The organism is Caballeronia sp. ATUFL_F1_KS4A (assembly GCF_023630905.1).
Classification (GTDB): Bacteria; Pseudomonadota; Gammaproteobacteria; order Burkholderiales; family Burkholderiaceae; genus Caballeronia; species Caballeronia zhejiangensis.
The window spans coordinates 282,359-309,318 of the sequence record NZ_JALQEB010000030.1 but is presented as its reverse complement, the minus strand read 5'-3'; the positions used below and the strand labels follow the sequence as shown (position 1 = coordinate 309,318).

Genomic DNA, 26,960 nt, shown 5'->3' with positions numbered 1-26,960 from the left:
GCGCCCCGGCGGCATCGCCATAAACAAATGACGAAATATTGGTTAGCGCCCGCTGCGCGCTGCACGAGAATGGAACCTGTCCAGTTCGAGTCCAGCGAGGATCGAAGATGAATCATCGTAACGCGCCCGATGCACGAAACGCAGGAAACGCGGTCACGCTCGTCACGGTGCCCGGCTTGCACGGCAGCGAGGACGCGCACTGGCAGAGTTGGCTCGAACGCGAGATGCCCGGCACGCGGCGCGTCGACCAACGCGACTGGAGCACGCCGAATCTCGCGATCTGGAGCGATGCCGTCCTCGACGTCCTCGCGGGCATCGACGGTCCTGTCGTCATCGCGGCGCATAGCTTCGGCTGTCTTGCCACGGGACATGCGCTGAGTCACGCATACTTGCCGAACGTGAAGGGCGTGCTGTTCGTCGCGCCCGCGAGCCCGGCGAAGTTCCGTTTCGCGGGCGCGTTCAATGCGCGCAGGCTCGATACGCTGTCGCTCGTCGTCGGCAGCGAGACCGATCCGTGGATGCCGCTCGACGACGCGCGCACGCTCGCGCAGCGCTGGAACAGCGCGTTCGTCAATCTCGGCGATGCGGGGCATATCAATACATCGGCGGGATTTGGGCCGTGGCCGCTCGCGAAGCATTTCGTCGAAACGCTCGCCCGCCGCGCGTCGCCCGAATACGAAGAGGAGGAACAGCGCGCGTATGGTTGACTCCGCTGTCTGAATTCGTTCAATGTATGCATGGCCGCCCTCGGGCGGCCTTTGTCTGTTGTGCGGTAGACAAACCCCTTGTCTCTGGAGAGAAAATGGCAGTTCACAAGAAGCTGATCGTTACGGTTGCACTCGGCATCGCGGCGAGCATCGCGCATGCGGACACGACGCTGCTCAACGTCTCGTATGACGTGACGCGCGAGCTGTACAAGGATATCGACGCGGCCTTCGTCGCGGACTACAAAAAGAAGTCGGGCGCGACGGTATCGGTGCGGCAGTCGCATGGCGCATCGAGCGCGCAGGCGTTGTCGGTGACGCAAGGTTTGCAGGCCGATGTCGTCACGATGAATCAACCCAACGACATCGACTTGCTCGCGGAGCGCGGTCAGCTCGTGCCCGCGAACTGGCGCAGCCGTCTGCCGGACGCGAGCGCGCCCTACACGACGACGATGGTTTTCCTCGTCCACAAGGGCAATCCGAAGAACATCAAGGACTGGAGCGATCTCGCGCGGCCCGGCGTGCAAGTGGTGATTGCGAATCCGAAGACATCGGGCAACGGACGCTATGCGTATCTCGCGGCATGGGGCTTCAAGAAGCAGCAAGGCGCAAGCGACGCGCAGGCGCAAGACTTCGAGAAAGCCGTCTTCAAGAACGTGCCCGTGCTCGATACGGGCGGGCGCGGCGCGACGACGACCTTCACGCAGCGCGGCATCGGCGATGTGCTCGTCACCTTCGAAAACGAAGTCGGCCTGATGAGCGCGGGACCGGGCGCGAAGGACTTCGAGGCGGTGTATCCGTCGGTGAGTCTGCTCGCGGAACCGCCTGTGTCGATCGTCGACAAGGTCGTGGACAAGCGCGGCACGCGCAAGGAAGCGCAGGCGTATCTCGACTTTCTGTTCACGCCTGCCGCGCAGGAAATCATCGCGCAGCATCATCTGCGTCCGCGCAACGCCGACGTGCTTGCAAAACACGCGAGCGAGTTCAAGCCGCTGAAAACCTTCACCGTCGAGCAGATGTTCGGAAGCTGGCAGAAGGCGCAGCAGACGCATTTCGCCGATGGCGGCACGTTCGATCAGGTCGTGGCGGACAAGAACTAGCATCGTTCGTATTCGAAACTGCGTGCGCAGCGCGAAGAGCAACGGGGGGACTTGGGATTAAGCTGTACGTTTTCCCCCAACGGTGACTGCGATGCCCTCGTCGAACGCAAGCGCGAAGCTCATCGTCGTTACCGTGCTCGTCGGTCTGGGCGCGGGTCTCGGCGGCATGTCGCTGGCGCTCTTGCTGCATCTGATCCAGCACGTCGCGTTCGGCTACAGCCTCGATGCGTTCACCAGCGGCGAAAGCTTTCTCGAAGGCATATCGGCTGCGTCGCCCGCGCGGCGCTTCATCGTGCTGACGCTTTGCGGTGTCGTCGCGGGCGTCGGCTGGTGGTGCGTGCATCGCTTCGGCAAACCGCTCGTCAGCATCGCGAAGGCCGTCAAGGCCGACGATCCGCGCATGCCGCCCGGCAGCACGATCGCGCATGCGCTCCTGCAGATCTTCACGGTCGCGATGGGCTCGCCGCTCGGCCGCGAAGTCGCGCCGCGTGAAATCGGCGCGTTATGGTCCGGCTGGCTCGCGCACTACGCGGGACTCACGCCCGCGCAATCGCGCATCATGGTCGCGTGCGGCGCAGGCGCGGGGCTTGCCGCCGTCTATAACGTGCCGCTCGGCGGCGCCGTGTTCGTGCTGGAAGTGCTGCTCTGCACGTTCGATGGCGCGATCATCGCGGCGGCGTTCGTGACGTCGTCGATCGCGGCAATGGTCGCGTGGATCGGGCTCGGCGACGGGCATCAGTATCATCTGCCGGACTTCACGCTGAACGCGCAACTGCTCGCGTGGGCCGTTGTCATGGCGCCGGTTTTCGGGGCGGCCGCGCGTCTTTTCGCGAAGCTCACGAGCGCCGCACGCGAAAACGCGCCACGCGGCAAGACGTTGCCTGTGCTGACGATCGCGAATTTCGCGCTAGTCGGCGCGCTGGTCATGTATTACCCGCAGCTCGCGGGAAACGGCAAAGGTCCGGCCGGTCTTTCCTTCGAAGATCACGTGAGCTTCGCGCTCGCGGGCGTGCTGCTCGTGCTGAAGGTAACGATCGAAGTGAGCTCGCTGCGCGCGGGCGCGCAAGGCGGCCTGCTCACGCCGGGCCTCACCAACGGCGCGCTGCTCGCCATCGTGCTCGGCAGTCTGTGGAACGGCATCTGGCCGGGCACGCCGCTCGGCGCGTTCGCGGTCATCGGCGCGGGTGCGTTTCTCGGCGCGGCGATGCAGATGCCGCTGACCGCGCTCGTGCTGATGCTCGAATTCACGCGTTTCGATCACGACTTCCTGATTCCGTCGGCGATTGCGATAGCGGGCGCGACGCTCACCTATCGCTGGCTCGCGCAACGTTCGCCCGCGCCTTCGGCCGCGCCGCAGCAAACGTTGCGAGGTCTCTCCGACTGATCGTCCGAACATCGCGTTTGCACGACCGATGCTTCCGGCGCAACCGGCGAACCCATCGCCTGAAAGAGCGCGGCGGTATCGCTCAGACGCGCGCTGCTCGCGCGGATCGTCGCAAGCCGCGCGTTGAGATACTGCTGCTCGCTGCCGCGCGCCGCGCGAGGCGGGATCGCGCCGAGACGCACGCGCGCAGCCGCATCCGCCGATGCATCGCGTGCCGCGTTGCTCGCGCGATCGGCGAAGGCGAGCGTTTCGCTGTCGGTTTCGAGCGACGCCAGCGTGTTCGCGACGTTCTGAAACGCCGCGAGCACGGTCTGCTTGTACTGCGCGACGGCGGCCTCATACGTGGCGATGGCCGCGCGCCGTTGCGCGAGCAGCGCGCCGCCATGAAAGATCGGCTGCGACAGGGATGCGCCCACGCTCCACAACGCGCCCGCGCCCGAGAGCGCGGTCGGCCAGTCGAAGCCGCCTTTGCCCATCGATGCCGATATCGACAAGCTCGGAAACAACTGCGCCGTCGCGACGCCGACTTGCGCCGCCGACGCCTTCAACGCCGAATCGGCGGCCTGGATGTCGGGGCGCGTCTGCAGCAATTCCGACGGCAGCACGACCGGCACATCGGACGGCACGGCGAGGCTCGCGAGATCGAGATCGTCGGGCGCCTGATCGGGCGTGCGTCCGAGCAGGACGGCGAGCGCGTGGCGGGCCGCAAGCCATTGCGCGCGCAAGCCCGGCAATTGCGATGCGAGCGACGCCGCGTTCTGCTGTGCGGCGAGCATGTCGGCGCGCGATGCGGAGCCGAGCGCGTAGCGGCGTTCGGCATCGTGCGCGTCGTCGTTGGCTAGCGCGACGAGACGCGTCGTCACGTCGATCTGCGCATGCAACGCGGCCGCGCCGATCGCACCCGTCACGATGTTCGCAGCAAGCGCACGGCGCGCGGCATCGAGTTGAAAGGCCTGTTGGTCGACCTGCGCGGCAAGCGATGCATTCGCATAGCGCGCCGCGCCGAAGAGATCGAACGTGTATTGCGCCTGAATCTGCCCGACGAAGAGGTTGTAGAGCACGGTCGGCGGGCCGCCCTGCGGAATGCCGAAGCCGCGTTGCCGCGTCGCTTGTCCGCCCGCATCGATCTGCGGCAACAGCGACGAACCCACTTGCGCGCGCAACTGTTCGCGCGCCGCGACGAGGCTCTTGTCGGCTGCCGCGAGATTCGGGCTCGCGCGCAAGCCTTCATCGACGAGTGCATTCAGCGTATCCGACCGATAGCGCTTCCACCATTCGGGCACGGGCTTCGCGCCCACATCGAAACGTTGCGACGCGCCTTCTGCGCTCACGCTCGCCTGCACTTGCGTTTCGGCGCCGTAATGCGCGGGCTGCGGCATCGCGGGCGGCTTGCCATCGGGGCCGAGCGCGCACGCATTCAACGCGACGCACGCGCAAGTCATCAATAGCCGGCGATTCATGACGATGCTCCTTCGCGTTCGTCGAGCTTCACGCGAAACCACGCGGCATAGAGCGCGGGCAGATAGAAAAGCGTGAGCACGGTCGCGCTCGTGATGCCGCCCATGAGCGCGGTGGCCATCGGGCCGAAGAAGTTGCTGCGCAGAAGCGGAATCAGCGCGAGCACGGCGGCGGCTGCGGTCAGCGTGATAGGGCGGAAGCGCCGCACCGTCGCGCCGATGATCGCATCGAATCGCTTGTGCCCCGACGCAATGTCCTGCTCGATCTGATCGACGAGAATCACCGAGTTGCGCATGATGATGCCGAACATCGCTATGACGCCGAGCATCGCGACGAAGCCGAACGGCTTGCCGAATGCGAGCAGCGTGACGACCACGCCGATGAGTCCGAGCGGCGCGGTGAGCACGACCATCATCACGCGCGAGAAGCTCTGCAATTGAATCATCAGCAGCGTGAGCACCACGATCACCATCACCGGCATCTGCGCGTTGATCGACGCCTGACCCTTGCCGCTTTCCTCCACCGATCCGCCCACTTCCACGCGATAACCCACGGGCAATGCGCGGCGAATCTCGTCGAGCTTCTCGTCGATGGCGTGCGTCACGTCGATGCCTTGCGCGTCGCCCTTCACATCCGATTGCACGGTGATGGTCGGCTGGCGGTCGCGTTCCCAGATCACGCCGTACTCGAGCGTATCGACGACGCGGCCGAGCGCCCCCAGCGGCACCGGTCCGTGCGGCGTCGGCATCGCGATCGTCGCGAGCCGCGAAGGATCCACACGCTCGGCGCGCGGCGCGCGCAAGTCGACGCTGATGAGCTTGTCGCGCTCGCGATACTGCGTGACGGTCGTGCCGGTCAGCGTCATCGCGAGAAAGCTCGATATGTCCTGCGACGTGACGCCCGCATCGCGCGCCTTCTGTTGATCGATCTCGAAGCGCACCGAGCGCTCCGATGGCTCGTCCCAGTCGAACTGCACATTCGTCGTGCGCGAGTCGGCGCGCATGTCGGCGGCTACTTGTTCCGCGATATGACGCACCGTGCCGATATCGTCACCGCTCACGCGAAACTGCACCGGATAGCCGACAGGCGGACCATTCTCCAGACGCGACAGGCGCGTACGCACGGCGGGGAAGCGCTCGCGCAACATCGGATCGAGCCAGCGCGCGAGCTGCTCGCGCGCTTCGACCGACTTCGCGGTGACGACGAACTGCGCGAAGTTGGGCGTCGGCAATTGCTGATCGAGCGGCAGATAAAAACGCGGCGCGCCGGTGCCGACGAAGCTCACCACATGATCGATTTCATCGCGGGCCTTCAACGCTTCTTCGAGACGCTTCGCTTCGCGCAAGGTCGCTTCGAACGATGCGCCTTCCTGCAATCTCACGTCGATCAGAAGTTCGGGTCGATCCGAGCTGGGGAAGAACTGCTGCGGCACGAGCGTGAAGCCGGCCATCGCGATGACGAAGAGCACGACCGTGACTGCGAGCACGACGAAGCGCCGCTTCACGCACCAGCCGACCCATCGGCGCAGGCGTCCGTAGAACTTCGTGTCGTAGATATCGTGTTCGTGATCGTCGGGCAGATGCGCTTCTTTCTTGCGCTCGGGAAGCAGCTTGTAGCCGAGCAGCGGAATCAGCACGACCGCCGCGAGCCACGATGCGATCAACGCGATCGCCGATACTTCGAAGATCGAACGCGTGTACTCGCCGGTACTCGACTTCGCGAGCGCGATCGGCAGAAAGCCCGCGACGGTGACGAGCGTGCCGGTCAGCATGGGAAACGCCGTGCTCGTGTAGGCGAACGCGGCGGCGCGCGTGCGGTTCCAGCCTTGTTCGAGCTTCACGGCCATCATCTCGACGGCGATGATCGCGTCGTCGACGAGCAGACCCAATGCGAGAATCAGCGTGCCGAGCGAAACCTTGTGCAAGCCGATATCGAAGAAATACATGAAGAGCGCGGTGACGGCGAGCACGATGGGAATCGAGATCACGACGACCATGCCCGTTCGCACGCCGAGCGATACGAGGCTCACGATCAGCACGATGATGACCGCTTCGGCGACCGCTTCGAGAAAGTCGTCGACGGAATGCGAGACCGCTCGCGGCATGCTCGACACCTCCGTCAGCTTCAAACCCGCGGGTAGTTGCGCACGCAACTTGATCATCGTTTCATCGAGCGATTTGCCGAGACGCACGACGTCTTCGCCCGGCTGCATCGTGATGCCGATGCCGAGCACGGGCACGCCCGCCGAACGCATCTGCGTGACGGGCGGATCGATGTAGCCGCGCTTGACCGTCGCGATATCGCCGAGCCGGAACGAACGCCCGTTCACGTTGATGAGCGTATCGGCGAGCGCGTCCACGCTCTTGAACTGGCCGCTCGGACGCACGAATACGCGATCGTTCGGCGTGGTCAGCACGCCCGCGCTCGACACGGCGTTCTGTCCGTCGATGGCCTGCGCGATCTGCTGCGGCGAGATGTTCAGACGCGTGAGCGTCGTATTGGGGATCTCGACATAGATGCGCTCTTCCTGATCGCTGAAGTAATCGACCTTCGCGACGCCCGGCACGCGCAACAGAACCGTGCGCAGCGAATCGGCGTAATCGTGCAGTTGCGCGGGCGAGAAGCCGTCGCCTTCGAGCGCGTAGATGTTGGTGTAGACATCGCCGAACTCGTCGTTGAAGAAAGGGCCTTGCGTGCCGGGCGGCAAGGTCGCGGCGATATCGCCCACTTTCTTGCGGATCTGATACCACTCCTCGGGCACGTCTTTCGCGGGCGCGGAATCTTTCATCTGAAAGAAGATCAGCGATTCGCCGGGACGCGAATAGCTGCGCATGAAATCCGTGTAGGGCGTTTCCTGCAGCTTGCGCGCGATGCGGTCGGTCACTTCCTCCTGCACCTGTCGCGCGGTCGCGCCGGGCCAGAACGTGCGGATCACCATCACGCGGAACGTGAAAGGCGGGTCTTCCGACTGCGCGAGCCGCGTGTACGCGAGGATGCCGAAGATCGTCGCCATCGCGATGAGAAACACGACGAGCGCGCGATGCCGCAGCGCCCACGCGGAGAGATTGAAGCGGCCTTCTTCGTGGCGATAGGCGTCGTTGTCTTCGCGTGTATCGCTCATGACGCGAAGTCCTCGGGATGCAGCGGCGCGACGACGCGCACTTTCTCGCCCGCGGACACCGTATGCACGCCTTGCCACACGATGCGCTCGCCCGCCGCGATGCCGCCCGCGAGCGTCACCGTGCGCTCGCCATAGCGCGCGACTTCGACGCGCCGCAGTTCGAGCGCATCGCCCGGTTGCTTCACGATCCACACGGCGGGATGGCCGTTGTCGTGAAAGAGCGCCGTCGATGGAATCGTGAACGCGCCTTTCGCGTCGCTGGCTGCCGCGAACGCGATGTCCGCCGTCATGCCGAGCCGCACATCGGGCGTCGGCGCTTCGAGCGTGAGCTTCGCGCGCCAGGTGCGGCTTTGCGTGTCGGCGGCGGGCGACAGTTCGCGCACGCGCGCCTTGAAGGTCTTGCCGGGCAGTGCCGCGAGCTTCACGTTCGCTTCGCGTCCGACGGCGAACGCGGCGAGCGTGGCTTCGGGCACGTCGCAGATCACGTCGATATCGCCGCTCCATGCAAGCGTATAAACGGCCTGGCCTGCCGTGACGTTCTGGCCGGTGTCGGCTTGCTCTGCGGTGATGACGCCCGCGTGATCGGCGGCGAGCGTCGCGTAGCGCAGTTGATCGGCGGAGAGCCCCGCTTGCTGCTGCGCCTGATTGCGCTGCGCGAGCGCCGACGCATACGCGTTCTGCGTCTGTTCGAGCTGCGCGGGCGCGATGAGATTTTCGGCGGCCTGCGCGCGATCGCGATCGAGTTGCTGCTTTGCATAGACGAGCTGATGCTCGGCCGCATCGAGCTGCGCGCGGGCGCTGGCGCTGTTCTTCTCGGCATCGGCGGGATCGAGCCGGGCGACGACTTGCCCCGCCTTCACGCTATCGCCGAGGCGCACGCGCCGTTCGAGAATCTTGCCGTTGATGCGAAACGAGAGCGGCGTCGAATAACGCGATTGCACCTGACCGGGCAGGCTCGACGCGGTCGCGTGGCCGTCGGCTTGTGCCGCGACGGCGACGACCGGACGCGGTGCGGGCGCAGGCGCTTCATGCCGCTTGCAGGCGACGAGCGCAACACAGACGATCGGGACGAATGCCGCGCGCGCCACGACCGACGCGGGTGAGTGCAAGAGCTTCACAGGAACCTCGGCGCCCGCAAGGGCATGGTGCCGCGCGCCGCGAAGACGTGACGCGCCGCTCGTGGGCAAAGCAGGGGAAATGGGTTGTCCGGGGCTGTCCGGCAGCAATTTCGAGAAACGAGCCTGAATGGGGCGGATTGATGCATCGACCTGAAAGCCCCGTCCGGCAAGGGTTTCGACGACCCGGACGCAAATACGAAGTGAATTCTAATACACACTTGTATCTGAATGCAAAGACGGATTCGTAAGCCTGGCGGTGCTACACTGCGCGCATGAAACCAGTCCGTCTCACCCGCGAGCAGAGCCGTGACCAGACGCGCCAGCGTCTGCTCGACGCTGCGCAAGCGGTTTTCACGAAGAAAGGATTCGGCGCATCGAGCGTCGAAGATGTAGCCGCCGACGCGGGCTACACGCGCGGTGCGTTCTATTCGAACTTTTCTAGCAAGGCCGAGTTGCTGCTCGAAGTGCTCAAGCGCGATCACGACACGATCATGCAGCGCCTCTCCACGATTTTCGAAGATGGCGAGGCGTCGCGCGCCGACATGGAAGCGCGCGTGCTGCAGTACTACAGCGAGTGCTATCAGAACAACGCGTGCTTTCTTCTGTGGGTCGAAGCGAAGCTGCACGCGAGCCGCGACGCGAGGTTCCGCGCGAGCTTCAATGCGCTGATGCGCGAACTGCGTCAGACCACGACCGATTACATCCGCGCTTTTTCCGAACGCGTGGGCACGCCGCTCACCATGCCGCCCGAACAGATGGCGCTCGGCCTCATCGCGCTGTGCGACGGCGTGCAGTTCTTCTATTCGTCGGACCCGCAGTCGGTGCCGGCGCAATTCGCCGAGGACGTCCTCGCGCAATTCTTCCGGCGTGTCGTGCTGAGCGGCGCCGCCGAATAGGACAGCCTGATGGCACGCCTGAATTCGATACGCTAATCTTTGCGCGAGAGCCGTTCGCGATCTCGCGCAACGGCGATGATCCTGGAGGGCGACTCCATGAGCACATTCACGCGGCGCATCGATGCGAGGCGTGTCCTGATGGCACTCGGTGTCTTGATCGGATGTTCGTGCGTGTTTCCGGCGATGGCCGCGCCGCTGACCGGTGCGATGCAGAAGTTCATCGCGCCGCAGACGCCCGCCGATGCGACCGCGGCGTCCGCGCCGTCGTCCGCGAGTCAGGCCGAAATGGTGCGTTCGCTGAACAACCTCATCGGCACGCTCGACAACGACGCGCAACGCAGCGCGCTCGTCACGCAATTGAAAGCGTTACGCGATGCGACGCAGAGCGCCGCGCCCGCCACGCCCGCGCCCGCCAATGCCGATCTTCTTGGCGCGATCGCATCGGGCATTGCATCCGTCGAAACGAATCTCAGCGAAGGGCTCACGCCGATGCGTTTTTGGACCGCGCGCGGCAGTGCGGCCGCGGGCGAATTGCAGGCCGTTGTCACGGGCGCGAAAGGCGAATCGTTCGGCAGGATCGTCAGCGGCATGGGCGCGACGCTCGCGGGATGGGGCCTGTGCGCGTTCTTGCTGATCCGCGTGCAGCGGCGCATCTTCGCGCGCTATGGCCGCGACGTCGCGCTCGCGCCGAATCCGACATCGACGCAATTGCTCGCGTTCGCGCTGCGTCAGACGGGGCCGTGGGTGGTCGCGTTCATCGCGGTGCTGCTCTTCGTGCGCGCGATGCCCGATGCGCTCGGCCGCACGCTCGGGCTCGTCATTGCTTATGCGATTGTCGCGGGCTCGATCTTCTCGGCCATCTGCATGATCGTGTTTTCGGTGTTCAGCACGGCGCATCGGCGCGTGGCCGTGCAGCAACTGCTGACGCGCACGCTCTGGCCGCTCTTTGCGATCGGCGCATCCGGCGCGCTCGGCGATGCCACCGCCAACGCCGATGTCACACGGCAGCTCGGCCCCAATCTCGCGGGCATCATCTCGACCTTCGCGGGGCTCGCCGCCGCGTTGCTGTGCGGCTATTTCGCGCTCGCTTACCGGCGGCCCGTGACGCATCTGATCCGCAATCGGCCGTATGCGCGCAGGCGCGATCATCAGTTCGCGACGGAAGCGCTCGATATCCTCGCGTCGCTATGGCATATCCCGATACTGCTGATCGCGGTGGCATCGGTCGTCGCGATCATCGACGGGCGCGGCGCGGAAGGCGACGTGCTGCGGCCGTCGTTATTGAGCGCGGCGCTGCTCGTGCTTACGCTGTTCGCGTCCGCGCTGCTGCTGCATTTGACGCGCCGGCGCGACACGCGCGCGCAGCGCCGCGCGCCGCATCTCACGCGCCTGTTGCGCTTCGGATGCACGCTGATCGTATTGTTGATCTGGCTGGCTTATCTGCGCTTCGAGCTCGAGCTATGGAGCGGACCGATCGCGCGGCTCATCAGGCACAGCGCGATGACGCCCGGCTTCAGGCACGCGCTGATCGCGGTCGTCGCGACGGTGTTCGGCGCGTGGTTCATCTGGATCGTGCTCGATACCGTGATACTCGAAGCGCTCGGCCAGAACAGTTCGCGCAACAAGGCGCTGAGTCCCGGCGTGCGCGCCCGCACGATGTTGCCGCTCGTGCGCAATGGCATCTTCGTGACGGTCGCGAGCCTCGCGGCCATCGTCGCGTGCGCGAGTCTCGGCATCAACCTGACGCCGCTGCTCGCGGGCGCCGGCGTGATCGGCCTGGCGGTCGGCTTCGGCGCGAAATCGCTCGTCACCGATCTGATCACGGGGCTGTTCATCATCGTCGAGGAGACGATTTCGGTCGGCGACTGGATCGACATCGACGGCGGACACGCGGGCACCGTGATGGACCTGACGATCCGCACGGTGCGCCTGCGCGACGGACAAGGCGCGGTTCACACGATTCCGTTTTCGCAGATCAAGATCGTGAAGAACCTGTCGCGCGATTTCGCGAATGCCGTGTTCGAAGTGCGCGTGCCGTTCTCGGCGAAGCTCGACGACATCACGCGCATGATCAACGAAGTGGGCGCCGACATGATGGCCGACTTTCGCTTTCGCAACGAAATAATCGGGCCGGTCGAAGTGTGGGGACTCGATCGCTTCGAGTCGAACTGCATCGTCGTGAAAGGGCAGATCAAGACGAAACCGCTCCAGCAATGGAGCGTCGCGCGCGCCTTCAATGCGAGGCTCAAACTCAAGATGGATGAAGCGGGCATCGAGATGATGTTGCCGCAGATGCACATCCAGACATCGAAGGAGAGCGACGAACGCTCGCAGGCTCAGACCCGGCATGCAGCGGATGGCGCCGTGCAGCCGGATCTTCGCGTGCTCAAGGAATCTCCGTGATTCAGAAGGGCCATACCCAGTCGGCGATTTCCGGCTTGTCGGTGCCGTGCGTATGCGCGTAATCGAGGTGACGGATGATCGCGTTCTTCATGTCCTCCCTCAAGTGCGCGGTCCTTGCCTGCAGGCGCGGCACGCGATCGAGCACATCGATGACGAGATTGAAACGATCGACCTGATTGAGTATCGCCAGTTCGAGCGGCGTGTTGATGTTGCCTTTTTCCTTATAGCCGCGAACGTGCAGATTCTCGTGATTGTGAAAGCGATAAGCGAGCTTGTGAATCAGCCACGGATAACCGTGGAAGTTGAAGATCACAGGCTTGTCGAGCGTGAAGAGGCTATCGAATTCACGCGCGCTCGATCCGTGCGGATGCTCGGTGTCGGGCTGCATCTTGAAGAGATCGACTACGTTCACGAAGCGCAATTTCAATTCGGGCAACTGCTCGCGCAGGATCGCCGCGGCGGCTAGCGCTTCTTGCGTCGCGACATCGCCGCAAGAGGCGAGCACGACGTCGGGCTCCTCGCCTTCATCGGTGCTCGCGCGCCGCCATATGCCGATGCCTTTGGCGCAATGAACGATCGCTTCGTCGATGGTCGCGAATTGCAGATGCTTCTGCTTGTCCGCGACGATGATGTTGATGCAGTCGGTCGAGCGCAGACATTGATCGGCCACGACGAGCAGTGTGTTGGCATCGGGCGGCAGATACACGCGCGTGACCGAAGGGCTCTTGTTCGTGACGAGATCGATGAAGCCCGGGTCCTGATGCGAGAAGCCGTTGTGATCCTGCCGCCATACCGTCGATGAAAGCAGAATCGTTTCCGACGAAACCGATGCGCGCCAGGGCACATGGTTCTTGCAGATGTCGAGCCACTTCGCATGTTGATTGAACATCGAATCGATGACATGCGCGAACGCTTCGTACGTGTGGAAGAAACCGTGCCGCCCTGAAAGCAGATAACCTTCGAGCCAGCCGAGCAATGTGTGCTCGGAAAGCATTTCCATCACGCGGCCGTCGCGGGACAACTCGCCGCCGTCTTCGTCTTCGGGTAGAAGGTCGGCCATCCAGACTTTCTTGCTGACTTCATAGATCGCCTGAAGCCGATTCGAGGCCGTTTCATCGGGGCCGAACACGCGGAACCGGTCCATGTTGCAGCGCATGACGTCGCGCAGGAATGCGCCGAGCGGACGGGTATTTTCGTGCAGGAGCTTGCCGGCCTGACCGACATCGACGGCATAGTCGCGGAAATCGGGCAGCTTGAGTTCCTTGCGCAACGTGCCGCCATTCGCATGCGGATTCGCGCTCATGCGCCGTGTGCCAACGGGCGCGATCGATCTGATCTCTTCACGCAGGCGGCCGGTTTCATCGAAGAGTTCTTCGGGCTTATAGCTTTGCATCCAGCGTTCGAGCACGGCGAGATTCGCGGGATTGTTATGCACGTCGGAGAACGGCACCTGATGGGCGCGCCATGAACCTTCGACCTTATGTCCGTTGATTTCCTTCGGACCGGTCCAGCCTTTCGGCGTGCGCAGAACGATCATCGGCCAGCGCGGCCGTTTCACATGGCCATCGTTGCGCGCCTTGTCCCAGATCGCGCGGATGTCGGCGGTCGCGGCATCGAGCGTTTCCGCCATCTTCTTATGCATTTCGTTGTGATCCGATCCCTCGACGAAATAAGGCCGATAACCATAACCGACGAACAAGGCCTCCAGCTCGTCATGACCGATGCGCGCGAGGATCGTCGGATTCGCGATCTTATAGCCGTTGAGATTGAGGATCGGAAGCACGGCGCCATCGCGCGCGGGATTGATGAACTTGTTCGAGTGCCACGCCGTTGCGAGCGGACCGGTTTCCGCTTCGCCGTCGCCGACGACGCACGCGACGATCAACTCCGGATTGTCCAGTGCCGCGCCATAAGCGTGCGAAAGGCTATAGCCGAGTTCGCCGCCTTCATGGATCGATCCCGGCGTTTCGGGCGTCACATGCGAGCCGATATGCCCCGGAAAGGAAAACTGCTTGAAGAACTTCTGCATGCCTTCGGCATCTTCGCTCTTGTCCGGATAGACCTCCGAATACGTGCCTTCGAGATACGCGGGACCGAGCACGCCGGGCGCGCCGTGACCGGGGCCGGCCATGAAGATCACGTCGATGTCGTCGCGCCTGATGACGCGGTTCAGATGCGCCCATACGAACGACAGTGCGGGACTCGCGCCCCAGTGCCCGAGCAGCCGGTGCTTGACGTGTTCGGCCTTCAGCGGTTCGCGCAGCAGCGGGTTATCGGCGAGAAAGATCATGCCCGCCGAAAGATAATTGCACGCGCGCCACCACGCATCGACGAGGCGAAGTTCATCGCCTTCGAGAGCAGAAGAATGCGACGCGCCATTTCTGGAGTGCTTGCTCATCACGAGGTCTCCTTTCATTGAACGTTCATCGGCGATTGCGGGAATGCGATAGACAGGAAACAACCTGTCCCGCACATCAATACTTGATATTGCGTGCTGCCTGTCGTCCCTGTTGCTTCGTGTCGCGTTTGTCGTGACGGCAACTCGCGTTCGATTGCTGATTCGCCGCGCGGCAATCCTGTTTCGTATGGCGTGCGTGCTGTCGCGTGTCCTGGCGGACGTCGCGTCCCGCGCGGCGTTGTTGTGCCTGTTCCGTTGCGAAAGAGGCATTCGGTATGGCGCAGACGAGTATTGCAGTGGACAAGGCAATGAGTCGGAGCTTGCGCGCAAACATGATGTGGTCTCCGGAAGATGCGTGATCGGAGTCGATCCGCTCTTCAAGATAGATGCTGCGTGCAGAGTTGTGAAACCCGTCATGCAATTCGAGAATCACATTTCGATTCGTTGCACAATTCGTGATTACGATTCGATGGCGTCATTGTCAGGAAACGCACCGCCAAATGAATTAAAATGATTTAAGAGCGCTGAATTTCATTCGACCGTAGCGTCTTTCGGGCATTCGATGACACGTCTTATCCGAAGGTATTGGGTCGCCGGCATCATGGTTTTCGTTGTCGGCAGCTTCGCATCAGCCAGCGAACAGGCTCGCCTGATTCCCAATCAGCGCGTGGCGGCGAATGTGCTGTTCTTTCCCGCGCCAGCCATTGTCTCGACGGAAAGCGTGTCTCGCGTCGGGCCTCGTCATCCGCGATATGCATTCAAGGGCACGATGGACGCGCTCGACGCCATCGCATTGTCGAAGTACGAAAGAAATGTTCATCCCGATCTGAGCCAGCTCGCGCGGGCTTATCCCTTGCCGCTATCGCCCAATTCGGCGCCCGTTCGGGTGCAGCCGCGCGACGACATCACGAACGACACGGACGATTGGCATTTCTCTGCCAATCCGCAGCTCGGCGTGAATCACGAGCATGAAAAGGGCATGACATTCTCGGTGCGCCACGACTTTTAAGCGAACGCCCGAGCCCGTGCTCGCGCGCGATATTTTCAGGTTGCCGGTTATCGTTTCGGTCGCATAAAGTGGATGAGGCATGCGTGTCTTTACCCGACATCGATGGAGCCTCGGCAAATGAAAAAGTTGCTTATGAGCGGTGCGGCCACGATGATCGCTTGCGCGGGCGCGGCCCACGCGCAAAGCAGCGTGACGCTCTACGGCCTCATCGACGCCGGCATCACGTATTCGAACAATCAGATCACGCCGACCGGCGGCGGCCACAGCAATTGGGAACTGAAAAGCGGCCCAGTCCAATACAGCCGATGGGGCTTGCGCGGCGCTGAAGATCTCGGCGGGGGATTGAAAGCTATCTTCAATCTGGAAAGCGGCTTCAATCTGAACAATGGACAATCGTCGGTGAATAACCGCCTCTTCAACCGGCAGGCGTATGTCGGCTTGTCGAGCCGCGATTACGGCGTTATCACGTTCGGCCGTCAGACCGACGACATGGTCGATTTCGTCGCGCCACTATCATTGACGGGCACGGAGTATGGCGGCACGCATTTCGCACATCCATTCGATATCGATAACCTCAACGATTCGTTCCAGATCAACAACGCCGTGAAGTATCAGAGCCCGGATTTCGCGGGATTCAAGCTCGGTGCGTTATATGGTTTCTCGAACCAGGCCGGCGGATTTTCGAACAATCGTGCGTACAGCTTCGGCATGTCGTATATGTGGGGACCGCTTAGTTTCGGCGCGGGCTTCCTGCAATTGAACAGCGACGCCGCGACGCCGGGGCAGCTGAACACCAACGGCGCCGTCACCGATACGACCGGCTCTTCGCTACAGGGCGTGCTCACGACGACGGCCGTTCCGCTAGGCGCGCTGGCGGGCCGTCAGCAGACGTGGGGCGCGGGCGTGAGCTACGCGATCGGCCCGGCGGTGGCGGGCCTCGTCTATACGCAGACGAATCTGACGGAGCTGTTCCAGACCGGCTCTTCGACGCATGTCCAGAACTTCGAAGGCAACGTGCGCTACGCGCTGACGCCCGCCGTCGAACTTTCGGCCGCGTACACGTATTCGCGCGCGGGCGGGCTCGGGGGCGCGGGCAATCCGCACTGGAATCAGGTCAGCGCGATGGCCGGCTATGCCTTCTCGCGGCGCACCGATGTCTACATCCAGGGCGTATGGCAAGGCGTGAGCGCCAGCGCCAATTCGCCATTGGGTGTGGCTTGGATCAACGGCCTCACGGCGCCATCGTCGACGAGCAATCAGGTCGAAGCGACGGTCGGCTTGCGGCATCGGTTCTGACTTCGAACGCACGAGGCATCGGCAATGCGTTTGCCCCGATGCCGATACTTGCGGCCCCAGCCGGTCACGGGCGGCGCATCTTCATCGGAACAGAAGGTCTCGAACTCGCGCCATGTCTCTTCGTAATCGCCTGCGCGCGCGAGCTCGAACTGATGCCCGTCCGTCGCGCACGACGCGAGATTCATGAACTGCTTCAATATCGGCCGGCAGGCGTGGCTGATGTACGGATCGGCTTCCTCGCGCGGCCACTCGTTCGCGGCGATGAGCATCTGACGCCACGCGAGAATCGTTTCGCGGCAGGCGGTGCATTGCGCATCGCCCTGAATGAGCGCGCTCGCTTCGAGCACGGCGATCGCGTGCTCTTCGAACTTCGACAGCTTGATCCACGCGGCGCGCGCGAGCGAATCGGCCTTCCCTTCGCAGAACTCGATGAGCGCGCTGTCGACCTCCGGCGGCGGCTCGAGCTTCATGACGACGCCTTCCTCACGCAGCATCACGCGCACGCCGAAATCCGCGACGAGCATCGCGAGACGGCAACCCCAGCGCATGCTCATGTCGTGAAGCCAGGCTTCGTCGGAAGTCCGAAGCGCGGCGGCGATTTCCTCGCGCGCATCTACGAGCCATCGGCTTTGCGCGACTCCGTCTGTTCGACTCATGGCGGCATCTCGATGCGAGTGAAGCAATTAGCTTAACCCGCCGGGCCGGGGCGTGCGCGCGAGCGTGCCAACCACGTCGCGGGCGTGAAAATGCAGAACCGGTTAGCCTCTTCTATCCGCGGATTCGTCGACCAGGAGCGCCATTGAACAACCCGCAACGCGTGCACGCCGTCGCCTCGCCCGCGAGTCCTTGCGACGAACTCGCGATCCGCGCGCAACCCGTCGCCGCCGATCAGCCGTGCCATCGCAAGCGCCTCGCGCTGTCCGCGACGATTCTCGGATCGAGCATGGCGTTCATCGACGGCTCGGTCGTCAACGTCGCGCTGCCGTCGATCCAGAGCGAGCTCGGCGCGAGCATTGCGGCGATGCAGTGGGTCGTCAACGCGTATCTGCTGTTTCTGGGCGCGCTCGTGCTGGTCGGCGGCGCGATGGGCGACAAGCTCGGACGGCGCAAGGTGTTCGTCGCGGGCGTCGCGATCTTCACGGTCGCGTCGGCGGCGTGCGGCTTCGCGCCGGGCACGGGCTGGCTGATCGCGGCGCGCGCATTGCAGGGCATCGGCGCGGCGCTGCTCGTGCCGGGCAGCCTTGCGATCATCGGCGCGGTATTCGACGGCGAGGCGCGCGGCCGCGCGATCGGCACGTGGGCGGGCGTCGGCGCGATCACGTCGTCGGTCGGTCCGGCGGCGGGCGGCTGGCTCGTCGATGCATTTTCGTGGCGCGCGATTTTTTTCCTCAACGTGCCGCTCGCGGCCGCGACGATCGCGCTGGCGATGGCTTCCGTGCCCGACAGCCACGACGCCGACGCGCCGCCAACCCTCGACTGGCCCGGCGCGGCGAGCACGGCAGCGGGCCTCGCGATGCTGACCTACGGTCTCACGGAAGCGCCGTCGCGCGGTTTCGCCGATCCGCTCGTGCTCGGGATGATCGGCGCGGGCATCGTGCTGCTCGCCGCGTTCATCGCGATCGAAGCGAAATCGCGCGATCCGATGGTCCCGCTCGACATCTTCCGTTCGCGCGATTTCAGCGGCGCGAATATCGTCACGCTGCTGCTGTACTTCGGGCTCGGCGGCGTGCTGTTTTTCCTGCCGTACACGCTGATTCGCGCATACGGTTTCACCGCGACGGAAGCGGGCGCGGCGGTGTTGCCGATGCCGCTCATCATCGGTTTGCTGTCGCGTTTCACGGGCGGGCTGACGAGCCGCTTCGGCGCGCGTGCGCTCCTGATCGCCGGTCCGTGCGTGGCGGGTCTGGGCTTCGCGATGCTCGCGCTGCCGTTCGTCGCGGGCAGCTACTGGATGGGCTTTCTGCCAGCGCTCGTCGTGCTCGGGCTCGGCATGACGATCACGGTCGCGCCGCTGACGACGACCGTGATGGCATCGGCGGGAAGCGAGCGCGCGGGCATCGCGTCGGGCATCAACAACGCGGTCGCGCGCGTGGCGAGCCTGCTCGCGATCGCGGTGCTCGGCATCGTGTTCGTGTGGTCGCACGACGCGGCTTTGTCGGCGCGGCTCGATCGGATGCATGTGCCGCGCGACAGCATGCGCGCGCTGGACGCCCAGCCGACGTCCGAAGCGTCATCGGCGCCGCTCGCCCGCGCGCAAGCCGATGCCATCGCCGATGCGTTGCGCGCCGTCGCCGCGCTCTCCGCCGCGTGCGCGTTCGCGGCGGCGGGCGCGGCGGCTGCGACGATCCAGCGCCGCAAATGAAAAAACCCGATGCCGGCGCTGAACCGGACATCGGGATTCGAAAGTACCGCTGCGAGGCTTTCGTTATCGGCCCGCGTGGGCCGGTTGTTGTTCGATCGACTTGGCGCGCTTCTGCAATTCTTCGGTGGTGTCGCCTTCGCCGTTCGGCAGCCAGCCCGGAGGACGCAGCAGGAAGCCGACCGCATCCGACACGCTCTTCGCGTTGTACATGTCCTTCGCGAGGCTGACCCAGTGCTGCATCTCGACGACGATCGGGTTATGCGACGTCACCGGCGTCGTCAGGCCGTAGACACACGGCTCATCGGCGCGCTCTTCCACGTACGTTCCGAACAGGCGATCGAAGATGACGAGCACGCCGCCGAAGTTCGCATCGAGATATGTCGCGTTCGATGCATGGTGCACACGATGCGCCGACGGCGTGTTGAACACATATTCGAGCCAGCCGAGCTTCGGAATCCACGTTGCGTGCAGCCAGAACTGATAGAGGAGGTTGATCGACACGACCGCGAGCACCACGTCGGGCTTCACGCCGAACCACACGAGCGGAGTGAAGAAGATGGCCGAGCCCGCGATCTTGGTGGTCCAGCCCAATCGATACGCCGACGACAGCGTCAACTGGTTCGGCGAATGATGCACCGCGTGATTCGCCCAGAAGAAGCGGATCGTGTGCGACGCGCGGTGATACCAGTAGTAGCAGAACTCCTGTCCGATGAAGAGCAGGAACAGCGTGAGCGCCGTGTTCGTCGTGACCGTGTGGATGCGATGCTCCCACGCGAAGTTGAAGACGGGCGTCGCGAGCGAGAGCGGCAGGAACGCGAGGAGCTTGCGGCCGACGAGATCGACGAGCGAGATCCAGGTCTCGTGCCAGTCGAACGCCTTGTCGGTGCCCTTGTACTTGAAATGCAGGACGACGGCCTCGAGCAGCGACGCGGTGAGGACGATGCCCATCACGTACATCGAGATTTTTCCGAGCAGTTCCAGTTCCATGATTGTTCGCCTTGGTGGGTGGTTGCGAATGAACCCATTGTGGCGATCGGCCCGGTTAAAAACCACGCGCAAACTATTTCACGGAATGTCACGGCCCGCCCGCCAAGCCTTGCGGCACAAGCGGCGGGCCTCTCGGACCAGTTATTTCAAGGCATGTCGCGCGGCAAGGATCAGAATTCGACGCGCGCGTTGAGCGAGAGCGTGCGCGGCTCGCCCGGCTGGATGTAATCGGCGTACTGGAATTCCCAGTAGCGGCGATTCGTCAGATTGTCGATGGCCGCGCGCAGCCCGACGTTATGTCCGGCGATGCGCGTCGTGTAGGTCGCGCCGAGGTTCATCACCAGATAGCCCGGCACCTTGATGTCGCCGGACGGACTGAGGCTCGTGTTGCCGGTGAATTTCGCATCGGCGCCGAGCGTCAGGCCCGGAACGACGGGCACCGCGTAATTCACGTGCGCCGCCGCGACGAATCCCGGCGCGCCCGCGACGCGATTGCCGTTGTTGGTCGAGCCTTTCTCGTAGTGCGTCGCGATCCACATCAGATCGGCGCCGACGGTCCAGTCCCGGCCGAGACGCACGTCCGCGCCCGCTTCGGCACCCTGAAAGATCGACTCGCCGTCCTCGACGAAGACGTTGTCGCTGTTGGCATACTGCGCGCCGCGCTCGATGCGGAACAGCGCGGCCGTCGCGCTCCAGCGTGCGTTCTGGCTCTTCACGCCGACTTCGTATTGCTTGCTGCGCAGCGGCTTGAGCAATTGCCCGGCGTTCGCATAGGTGTCGCCGACGACGTTGCCCGCTTCGAGCGATTCGACATAGCTCGCATAGAGCGTCGTGCCCGGCGTGAGTTTGTACATCAGCGCGACGGTTGGCGTGAGCACGCCGTTTTGCGTGTACGTCGACGACGTGCTGCCGTCGAGGCCGTAACCGTGCTGCTCGTAGTTCGTGTAGCGCAGGCCGCCGAGCACGGACCAGCGCTCGGTCAGCGCGATCGTGTCGCTCGCGAACAGCGCCTTCTGCGTGACGTCGGCGGCGCGATAGGTGTAGAAGCCGGAGCTGTCGTAACGATTCACGTTCGGCTGATAGAGGTTGCCCGTGCCGAGCTGCGCATAGAAGGAGTTCGCGCCGTAGTCGGTCGTCTGCTTCTGGTAATCAGCGCCGAACACGAGCTGATGCCTGAGCGGTCCCGTCTTCACGAGACCTTCGGCCATCACGCGGAACGTGTTCAGTTGATGCCCTTCCTTGCCTTCGAAGCGATAGTCGTCGTAATCGCCTGCCTGATCGAGCAGATACCAGGTGCCTTCGTTGCGATAGCGCGTGCTCTTGCTGAAGCTGTACGTCGCCGAGAGCGTCCAGTCCGGGCTCAGGTTGTAATGCAGGCCGGCGGTGTAGATCTGCAGGTTGGTGTTCAGATGCTGATCGGGCGTCTGCAGCGTGCTGCTGCCGCCGGACAGCGTCGCCGGCAGCGACGTGCCGGTATATCGCGCGGTCGAAATCGCCGTCGTGATGCCGGACGCATGCCGCTCCTGATACAGCGCGCCGAAGGTCGCGGTGAGATCGCGGGTCAGGCGCGCGTCGGCGGCGAGCGAGAAGGAATCGCGCCGCACGTTGCCGCCGTTGTACGTCTTGCCTTCCTCGTGCGTCGCGTTGAAGCGGTAGCCGACCACGCTGTCGGGGCCGACGCGCCCGCCGAGATCCAGATGCTCGGTCCAGACCGACGTCGAGCGATAGCCGACATCGACGCTCGCGATCTGCCTGTCGGTCGCGGGCGGCTTTTTCGTCACGTAGTTCACGACGCCACCCGGCGCGCCGAAGCCGTACATGAAGCCCGACAGCCCTTTCAGCAGTTCGACGCTTTCGAGCTGCTCGTAAGGCATCGTGATGCCGTAACCGTTGTACGGCTGGCCGTCGAGCTTGAAGCCGTTCTGCCAGTCGAGCTGCATGCCGCGCACGGTGATGTAGCTCGCCCACGCGTTGTACGGATTGCTGTTGTCCGACACGGACGCGTCCTGCGCGAAGACGTCGCCGAGCTTGTTGGCCTGCCGGTCGGCGAGCTCCTCGCCGGTGACGATCGTCGTCGAGAAGGGCGTCTCCAGTTGCGTGCGCGAGCCGAGCGCGCCGCTCGACACGTCGTCGCGCAGATGCTGCAGCGTGTCCTGCGACGCGGTGACGGACACCGCCGGCAGCGACGCCTCGTGGGGTTGATCGGCGGCTTGCGCGCCGTCGCTGCCTTGCGCCAGCGCGGACTGGCTCATCGCGAAGAGCAGCAGGGCGGCGAGGGTCGAAGGCCGCATCGTCGATGTGGCCGGGAATGCGCGCGAGCGCGTCGCTGATTTCATGGTCTGTCCGTCGTCGTTTGAAGTTGTTTTAAATGCGAATCGTTCGCATTATCGGGCGACGGCATTCTGCCCTGAACATCGCGAGCTTGTAAACTTTTGCTCCACTGTCGGCACGGATTCGCGACAAAAAATCGGTAAGCAGCTTACGAGAAGCTTGTGTGGCCGATCAGTCGTCGATAGAATTGCGAACAATTCCTATTTACATCACGTCGAAAAGATGATCGCCGTCGCGCACGACTATCGCTCCGAGGAGCGGGCATGAGGCCGGTTCTGGTTCGCCTGCATCGCTGGCTCGGCGTCGCGACCGCGCTCTTTCTCTTCGTCTCGGGGCTGACCGGCGCGATCATCGCGTGGGATCACGAGATCGACGCGCTGCTGAATCCGTCGTTCTTCAACGCGCGCACCGATGCGCCCGCGCTTCCGCCGCTCGAACTCGCGCGGCGCGTCGAAGCGGCCGATCCGCGCGTCGAGGTGACGTACCTGCCGCTCGGCATCGAGCCGGGGCACACCGCGCAGATGATGGTGATGCCGCGCACGAATCCGGCGACGAACGCGCCGTTCGACGTGCCGTACAACCAGATCGCCGTCGATCCCGCGACGGGGCAGGTGCAGGCGCAGCGCATGTGGGGCGCGGTGTCGCTCGCGCGCATCGATCTGATGCCGTTCCTCTACAAGCTGCACTACACGCTGCATTTGCCGGTCGTCGGCGGCTTCGATATCGGCACGTGGCTCATCGGCATCGTGGGCATTCTCTGGTTCTTCGATAGCGGCATCGCGCTGATTCTGTCGTTTCCGAGCGTGAAGGCGTGGCGCAAGTCGTTCGCGTTCCGCGTGAAGCGCGGCGGCTACGCGCTGACGTTCGACCTGCATCGCTCGGGCGGCGTGTGGATCTGGGGCCTTCTGCTCGTCATGGCGCTCACCTCGATCTCGATGAATCTTTCCGAACCCGTGATGCGCCCGGTCGTATCGATGTTCTCGAAGCTTTCGCCTTCTTTCCTCGACAACCCCGAACTCGTGCGCGCCGGCCCGCCGGGCAAGGCGCCAGCGACGCGCGAGCAGATTCTGGAGATGGCCGCCCGCGATGCGAAACGCGAGAACCTGACCGAACCGCCGGGCGCGCTCTACTACGCGCCGATGTTCAAGGCTTACGGCGTCGGTTTCTTCGCGCCGGGGCACGATCACGGCGACGTCGGTCTCGGCAACGCCTGGCTGTACTACAACGCCCAGACGGGCGCGCTCGCGGGATCGACGATTCCGGGCCGCGGCTCGGCCGGCGACATCTTCATGCAGGCGCAGTTTCCGCTGCACTCGGGGCGCATCGTCGGCCTCGGCGGACGGATTCTCGTGAGCGCCGTGGGCATCGCAGTCGCGGTGCTCAGCGCGACGGGGCTCATCATCTGGTTCAGGAAGCGCGCGGCGCGCCGTCATTCGGCCGCCGTCGCCGATGCGCGGTCGGCACGTTCAATGACTTCGTAAATCCGAGGACCCTCGCATAAAGCGCGATTCAAAAGCCTGACGCGCGTCAGACGTTGCGTTCCGACAAATCTCTCGTTATCGGAATGATAACGACTCTTATTTGCAATATAATGCGGCGCACAACGGCCTCGGGCTGCCGCGCGCTTGCGCGGCTTGCTTCGACGCTCAGAACAATGCCGCCCGGATTCCATTCGCGCCCCGGGACGGAAGACCGACCAACTTCGACGTTCCTCTCTGATTCATGCCCGTTTCCCGTGTTTCCACCTTGCAGGCCACGCCTGCGAAGGCGCTCGTCCGTCGCGCGTCGAGCGTAGCCATCGTCGCGGCTGTCGCGGCGGTGTTTTCCTTGTCCGCTCACGCGCAATCGTCCGGCGCAAGCAACGCTGAAGGCGCGAATTCGCCCGCCGAGAGCACGCTGCCCGCCGTCAAGGTGCAGGCGTCGAAGGAACAGTTGCCCGGCGATCTCGCGCCGACCTATGCTGGCGGCCAGGTCGCGCGCGGCGCGGATTTCGGGGTGCTCGGCCAGCAAAAGATGATCGACGTGCCGTTCAGCATGACGACGTACACGTCGAAGCTGATCGAGGACCAGCAGGCGCGCACGCTTTCGGACGTGCTCGCGAACGATCCGGCGGTGCGTACGGCGTTCGGCTTCGGCAACTTCTCCGAGGTGTACATCATTCGCGGGTTCGAGCTGCAAGGCGATGACGTCTCGCTCAACGGTCTCTACGGCATCACGCCGCGTCAGCTCGTCTCGACGGATGCGCTCGAACGCGTCGATGTGTTCAAGGGCGCGAACGCGTTTCTGAACGGCGCATCGCCGAACGGCTCGGCGGTGGGCGGCGGGCTGAATCTGCAACTCAAGCGCGCCGACGACAAGCCGCTCACGCGCGTGACGATCGATGGCGAGACGTCCGGTACGATCGGCGCGCATGTCGATGTCGGCCGCAGATTCGGCAGCGAAGGGCAGTTCGGCATCCGCGTGAATCAGGCGAATCACGACGGCGAGACGTCGATCGACAACGAACATCGGCGGGATAACACGACCGCCGTGGCGCTCGACTGGCGCGGCGACAAACTGCGTCTGTACGCCGATTTCCTGTATCAGCGCCAGCGCGTGAACGGCGGCCGCTCGACGGTCTACGACTACGCCAACTACATTCCCGAACCGCCGTCGGCGTCGTACAACTACGGGCAGTCGTGGACCTACAGTTCGATCGAAGACACGGTCGGCATCCTGCGCGCCGAATACGATTTCCTGCCCGGCTGGACGGCTTACGTGACGGGCGGCGCGCGTCATACGGACGAGCACGGCGAGTATTCGTCGCCGAGCATCAATACGACGGGCGTCACCCAATCGCGTCTCGGCGTGCCGCACAAGGAAGACGGCACTTCCGCCGAAGCCGGCGTGCGCGGTCACTTCAACACCGGCCCGGTGTCGCACTTCGTGACGGCGGGCGCGTCGATCGTGCGCGTCGATTCGAGGTCCGCGTACACGTACAGCGGCTCTTGGGCGTCGAGCATCTACGACACGCCGCAGGTTCCGTATCCGGCGACGATCGGGCAGGCGGGCAATCTCGCCGATCCGCAAACCACGTCGCTCAGCCTGCTGCGCAGCGTCTCGATCTCCGACACGCTCGGCTTCCTCAACGACCGCGTGCTGTTCACGGTCGGCGTGCGTCATCAGGACATCCACGCGAACAACTTCGACTACACGGGCGTTCAGACCGAGGCCTACAACGACTCGGTGACGACGCCGCTGTTCGGTCTCGTCGTGAAGCCGTGGCAGAACGTGTCGTTCTTCGCGAACCATAGCGAAGCGCTGACGATAGGCGAGGCGGCGCCGTCAACCGCGGTCAACACCGGGCAACTGCTGCCGCCGGAGAAGTCGAAGCAATGGGAAGTCGGCGCAAAATATGACAACGGCCAGTACGGCGCGTCGATCGCGGCGTTCCAGATCGAAAAGCCGTTGACCTACACGAACACGTCGAACGTTTTTGTCTCGGACGGCACGCAGCGCCATCGCGGTATCGAGGCGTCGGTGTTCGGCGAGCCGGTGCGCGGCGTGCGCCTGATCGCGGGCGCGACGTATATCCACGCGACGCAATACGGTCTCGGCGACGCCTCCCTGGACGGCAATAAGCCGATCGGCGTGCCGACGTTCATGTTCAACGTGAACGCGGAGTACGACGTGCCGATGCTCAACGGCCTCACGCTGACGGCGCGCTGGATCTATACCGGGTCGCAGTATCTGAACACGACCAACACGCTGTCGATTCCGCACTGGAACCGCTTCGACCTCGGCGCGCGTTACGCGACCGTGATCTATGGCAAGCCGACGACGTTCCGCGCGAGCGTGCTCAACGTCGCGAACAAGTCGTATTGGGCTTCGACGATCGGCGGTTATCTGACGCAAGGCGCGCCGCGCACGGTGCTGCTGTCGGTGACAACGGATTTCTGATCGCGTCGATAGCAAGCGAAAAACGCCGCGCGTTCGTGAGGACGCGCGGCGTTTCCATTTTGGCGCCCGAGGCAATAAATACTCGGGAGCCGGCCGTTTACCGAGCGCAGTTCAAAACGGGGCCACATAAGTTGTTGATTTTTATGACAGAATACGCAAAGTGCGAGCGGGGCGTCGAGTAAATCTTGCGCATTCCGCCCGGTTTCAACGTTTATCTCTGTGAGGTTAGGTGATATGGGAAGTCTCAGCATCGGGCATTGGCTCATCGTCTTGGCTATCGTCGCGCTCGTTTTCGGCACCAAAAAGCTGCGTAGCGTCGGTTCCGATCTCGGCGGCGCGGTCAAGGCTTTCAAGGATGGCGTGGGCGAAAGCGCGACGCCGGCCGCCAATGCAACGGCGACCATCGACGTCCCGGCCAAGGATGTGACCGCACGATAAGTTGCGCGCGGTGATC

Annotated in this window: 19 protein-coding genes; 11 read left to right on the top strand and 8 right to left on the bottom strand. The window is 63.9% G+C overall.

Annotation, left to right across the window (positions count from 1 at the left end; translation table 11 throughout):
• The first annotated feature begins 107 nt into the window (after positions 1 to 107).
• The 3 genes from NCS03_RS19065 to NCS03_RS19055 all read left to right on the top strand — a co-directional run bounded on the left by NCS03_RS19065 (position 108) and on the right by NCS03_RS19055 (position 3,188).
• On the top strand, positions 108 to 707 hold the full coding sequence (locus tag NCS03_RS19065) for an RBBP9/YdeN family alpha/beta hydrolase (protein ID WP_250529579.1): 600 nt from the start codon (positions 108 to 110) through the stop codon (positions 705 to 707).
• 95 nt (positions 708 to 802) lie between these two features.
• Positions 803 to 1,804, top strand: a complete 1,002-nt coding sequence (locus NCS03_RS19060) for a sulfate ABC transporter substrate-binding protein (protein WP_250529578.1) — start codon at positions 803 to 805, stop codon at positions 1,802 to 1,804.
• A 91-nt stretch (positions 1,805 to 1,895) separates the two neighbouring features.
• A complete protein-coding gene (locus NCS03_RS19055; protein ID WP_250436065.1) occupies positions 1,896 to 3,188 on the top strand; it encodes a chloride channel protein in 1,293 nt (430 codons plus the stop codon).
• On the opposite strand, the gene NCS03_RS19050 is transcribed toward NCS03_RS19055, so the two are convergent.
• The 3 genes from NCS03_RS19050 to NCS03_RS19040 are packed head-to-tail and all read right to left on the bottom strand — an operon-like array spanning position 3,113 to position 8,885.
• Positions 3,113 to 4,648 (bottom strand): efflux transporter outer membrane subunit, encoded by a 1,536-nt coding sequence (locus NCS03_RS19050; protein WP_250529577.1) that lies wholly within the window; start codon positions 4,646 to 4,648, stop codon positions 3,113 to 3,115. The genes NCS03_RS19055 and NCS03_RS19050 overlap by 76 nt on opposite strands.
• Positions 4,645 to 7,767, bottom strand: a complete 3,123-nt coding sequence (locus NCS03_RS19045; protein WP_250529576.1) for an efflux RND transporter permease subunit — start codon at positions 7,765 to 7,767, stop codon at positions 4,645 to 4,647. Before NCS03_RS19045 ends, NCS03_RS19050 begins: the two co-directional genes overlap by 4 nt.
• Positions 7,764 to 8,885 (bottom strand): efflux RND transporter periplasmic adaptor subunit, encoded by a 1,122-nt coding sequence (locus tag NCS03_RS19040; RefSeq protein ID WP_250529575.1) that lies wholly within the window; start codon positions 8,883 to 8,885, stop codon positions 7,764 to 7,766. Before NCS03_RS19040 ends, NCS03_RS19045 begins: the two co-directional genes overlap by 4 nt.
• Positions 8,886 to 9,157: 272 nt before the next feature.
• On the opposite strand from NCS03_RS19040, the gene NCS03_RS19035 reads away from it, so the two are divergent.
• Positions 9,158 to 9,781 carry a TetR/AcrR family transcriptional regulator gene (locus NCS03_RS19035; RefSeq protein WP_008352853.1) on the top strand — a complete coding sequence of 208 codons (624 nt, stop codon included), beginning with the start codon at positions 9,158 to 9,160 and terminating at the stop codon, positions 9,779 to 9,781.
• A gap of 96 nt (positions 9,782 to 9,877) precedes the next feature.
• A complete protein-coding gene (locus NCS03_RS19030; protein ID WP_250529574.1) occupies positions 9,878 to 12,184 on the top strand; it encodes a mechanosensitive ion channel family protein in 2,307 nt (768 codons plus the stop codon).
• A 1-nt stretch (position 12,185) separates the two neighbouring features.
• Here NCS03_RS19030 and NCS03_RS19025 read toward each other — a convergent pair whose 3' ends face one another.
• Together NCS03_RS19025 and NCS03_RS19020 are read right to left on the bottom strand one after the other, a co-directional pair.
• The gene (locus tag NCS03_RS19025; protein WP_008352857.1) at positions 12,186 to 14,582 is read right to left on the bottom strand and encodes a phosphoketolase family protein; all 2,397 of its coding nucleotides are present in this window, start codon (positions 14,580 to 14,582) and stop codon (positions 12,186 to 12,188) included.
• A 76-nt stretch (positions 14,583 to 14,658) separates the two neighbouring features.
• The gene (locus NCS03_RS19020; RefSeq protein WP_033536715.1) at positions 14,659 to 14,916 is read right to left on the bottom strand and encodes a hypothetical protein; all 258 of its coding nucleotides are present in this window, start codon (positions 14,914 to 14,916) and stop codon (positions 14,659 to 14,661) included.
• 267 nt (positions 14,917 to 15,183) lie between these two features.
• Between NCS03_RS19020 and NCS03_RS19015 the strand changes: the two genes are divergently transcribed.
• On the top strand, positions 15,184 to 15,591 hold the full coding sequence (locus NCS03_RS19015) for a hypothetical protein (RefSeq protein ID WP_250436057.1): 408 nt from the start codon (positions 15,184 to 15,186) through the stop codon (positions 15,589 to 15,591).
• Between the two features lie 117 nt (positions 15,592 to 15,708).
• Complete coding sequence (locus tag NCS03_RS19010) at positions 15,709 to 16,887, top strand: porin (protein WP_250458022.1); 1,179 nt, start codon at positions 15,709 to 15,711, stop codon at positions 16,885 to 16,887.
• Here the strand turns inward: NCS03_RS19010 and NCS03_RS19005 are convergent.
• A complete protein-coding gene (locus NCS03_RS19005) occupies positions 16,848 to 17,543 on the bottom strand; it encodes a hypothetical protein (RefSeq protein WP_250529573.1) in 696 nt (231 codons plus the stop codon). The two genes, NCS03_RS19010 and NCS03_RS19005, sit on opposite strands and share 40 nt — an antisense overlap.
• Before the next feature lie 143 nt (positions 17,544 to 17,686).
• Between NCS03_RS19005 and NCS03_RS19000 the strand changes: the two genes are divergently transcribed.
• A complete protein-coding gene (locus NCS03_RS19000) occupies positions 17,687 to 19,249 on the top strand; it encodes an MFS transporter (RefSeq protein WP_250529572.1) in 1,563 nt (520 codons plus the stop codon).
• 63 nt (positions 19,250 to 19,312) lie between these two features.
• Here the strand turns inward: NCS03_RS19000 and NCS03_RS18995 are convergent, their stop codons facing one another.
• A complete protein-coding gene (locus NCS03_RS18995; RefSeq protein ID WP_008352862.1) occupies positions 19,313 to 20,236 on the bottom strand; it encodes a sterol desaturase family protein in 924 nt (307 codons plus the stop codon).
• A gap of 170 nt (positions 20,237 to 20,406) precedes the next feature.
• Positions 20,407 to 22,572 carry a TonB-dependent siderophore receptor gene (locus NCS03_RS18990; protein ID WP_250529571.1) on the bottom strand — a complete coding sequence of 722 codons (2,166 nt, stop codon included), beginning with the start codon at positions 22,570 to 22,572 and terminating at the stop codon, positions 20,407 to 20,409.
• A 258-nt stretch (positions 22,573 to 22,830) separates the two neighbouring features.
• On the opposite strand from NCS03_RS18990, the gene NCS03_RS18985 reads away from it, so the two are divergent.
• The 3 genes from NCS03_RS18985 to tatA all read left to right on the top strand — a co-directional run bounded on the left by NCS03_RS18985 (position 22,831) and on the right by tatA (position 26,944).
• The gene (locus tag NCS03_RS18985) at positions 22,831 to 24,048 is read left to right on the top strand and encodes a PepSY-associated TM helix domain-containing protein (protein WP_175979524.1); all 1,218 of its coding nucleotides are present in this window, start codon (positions 22,831 to 22,833) and stop codon (positions 24,046 to 24,048) included.
• A 241-nt stretch (positions 24,049 to 24,289) separates the two neighbouring features.
• Positions 24,290 to 26,506 carry a TonB-dependent receptor gene (locus NCS03_RS18980; RefSeq protein ID WP_250503097.1) on the top strand — a complete coding sequence of 739 codons (2,217 nt, stop codon included), beginning with the start codon at positions 24,290 to 24,292 and terminating at the stop codon, positions 26,504 to 26,506.
• Positions 26,507 to 26,740: 234 nt separating this feature from the next.
• Positions 26,741 to 26,944, top strand: coding sequence for a Sec-independent protein translocase subunit TatA (tatA, locus tag NCS03_RS18975; protein ID WP_008352869.1), 204 nt, complete (start codon positions 26,741 to 26,743; stop codon positions 26,942 to 26,944).
• Positions 26,945 to 26,960: the final 16 nt, after the last annotated feature.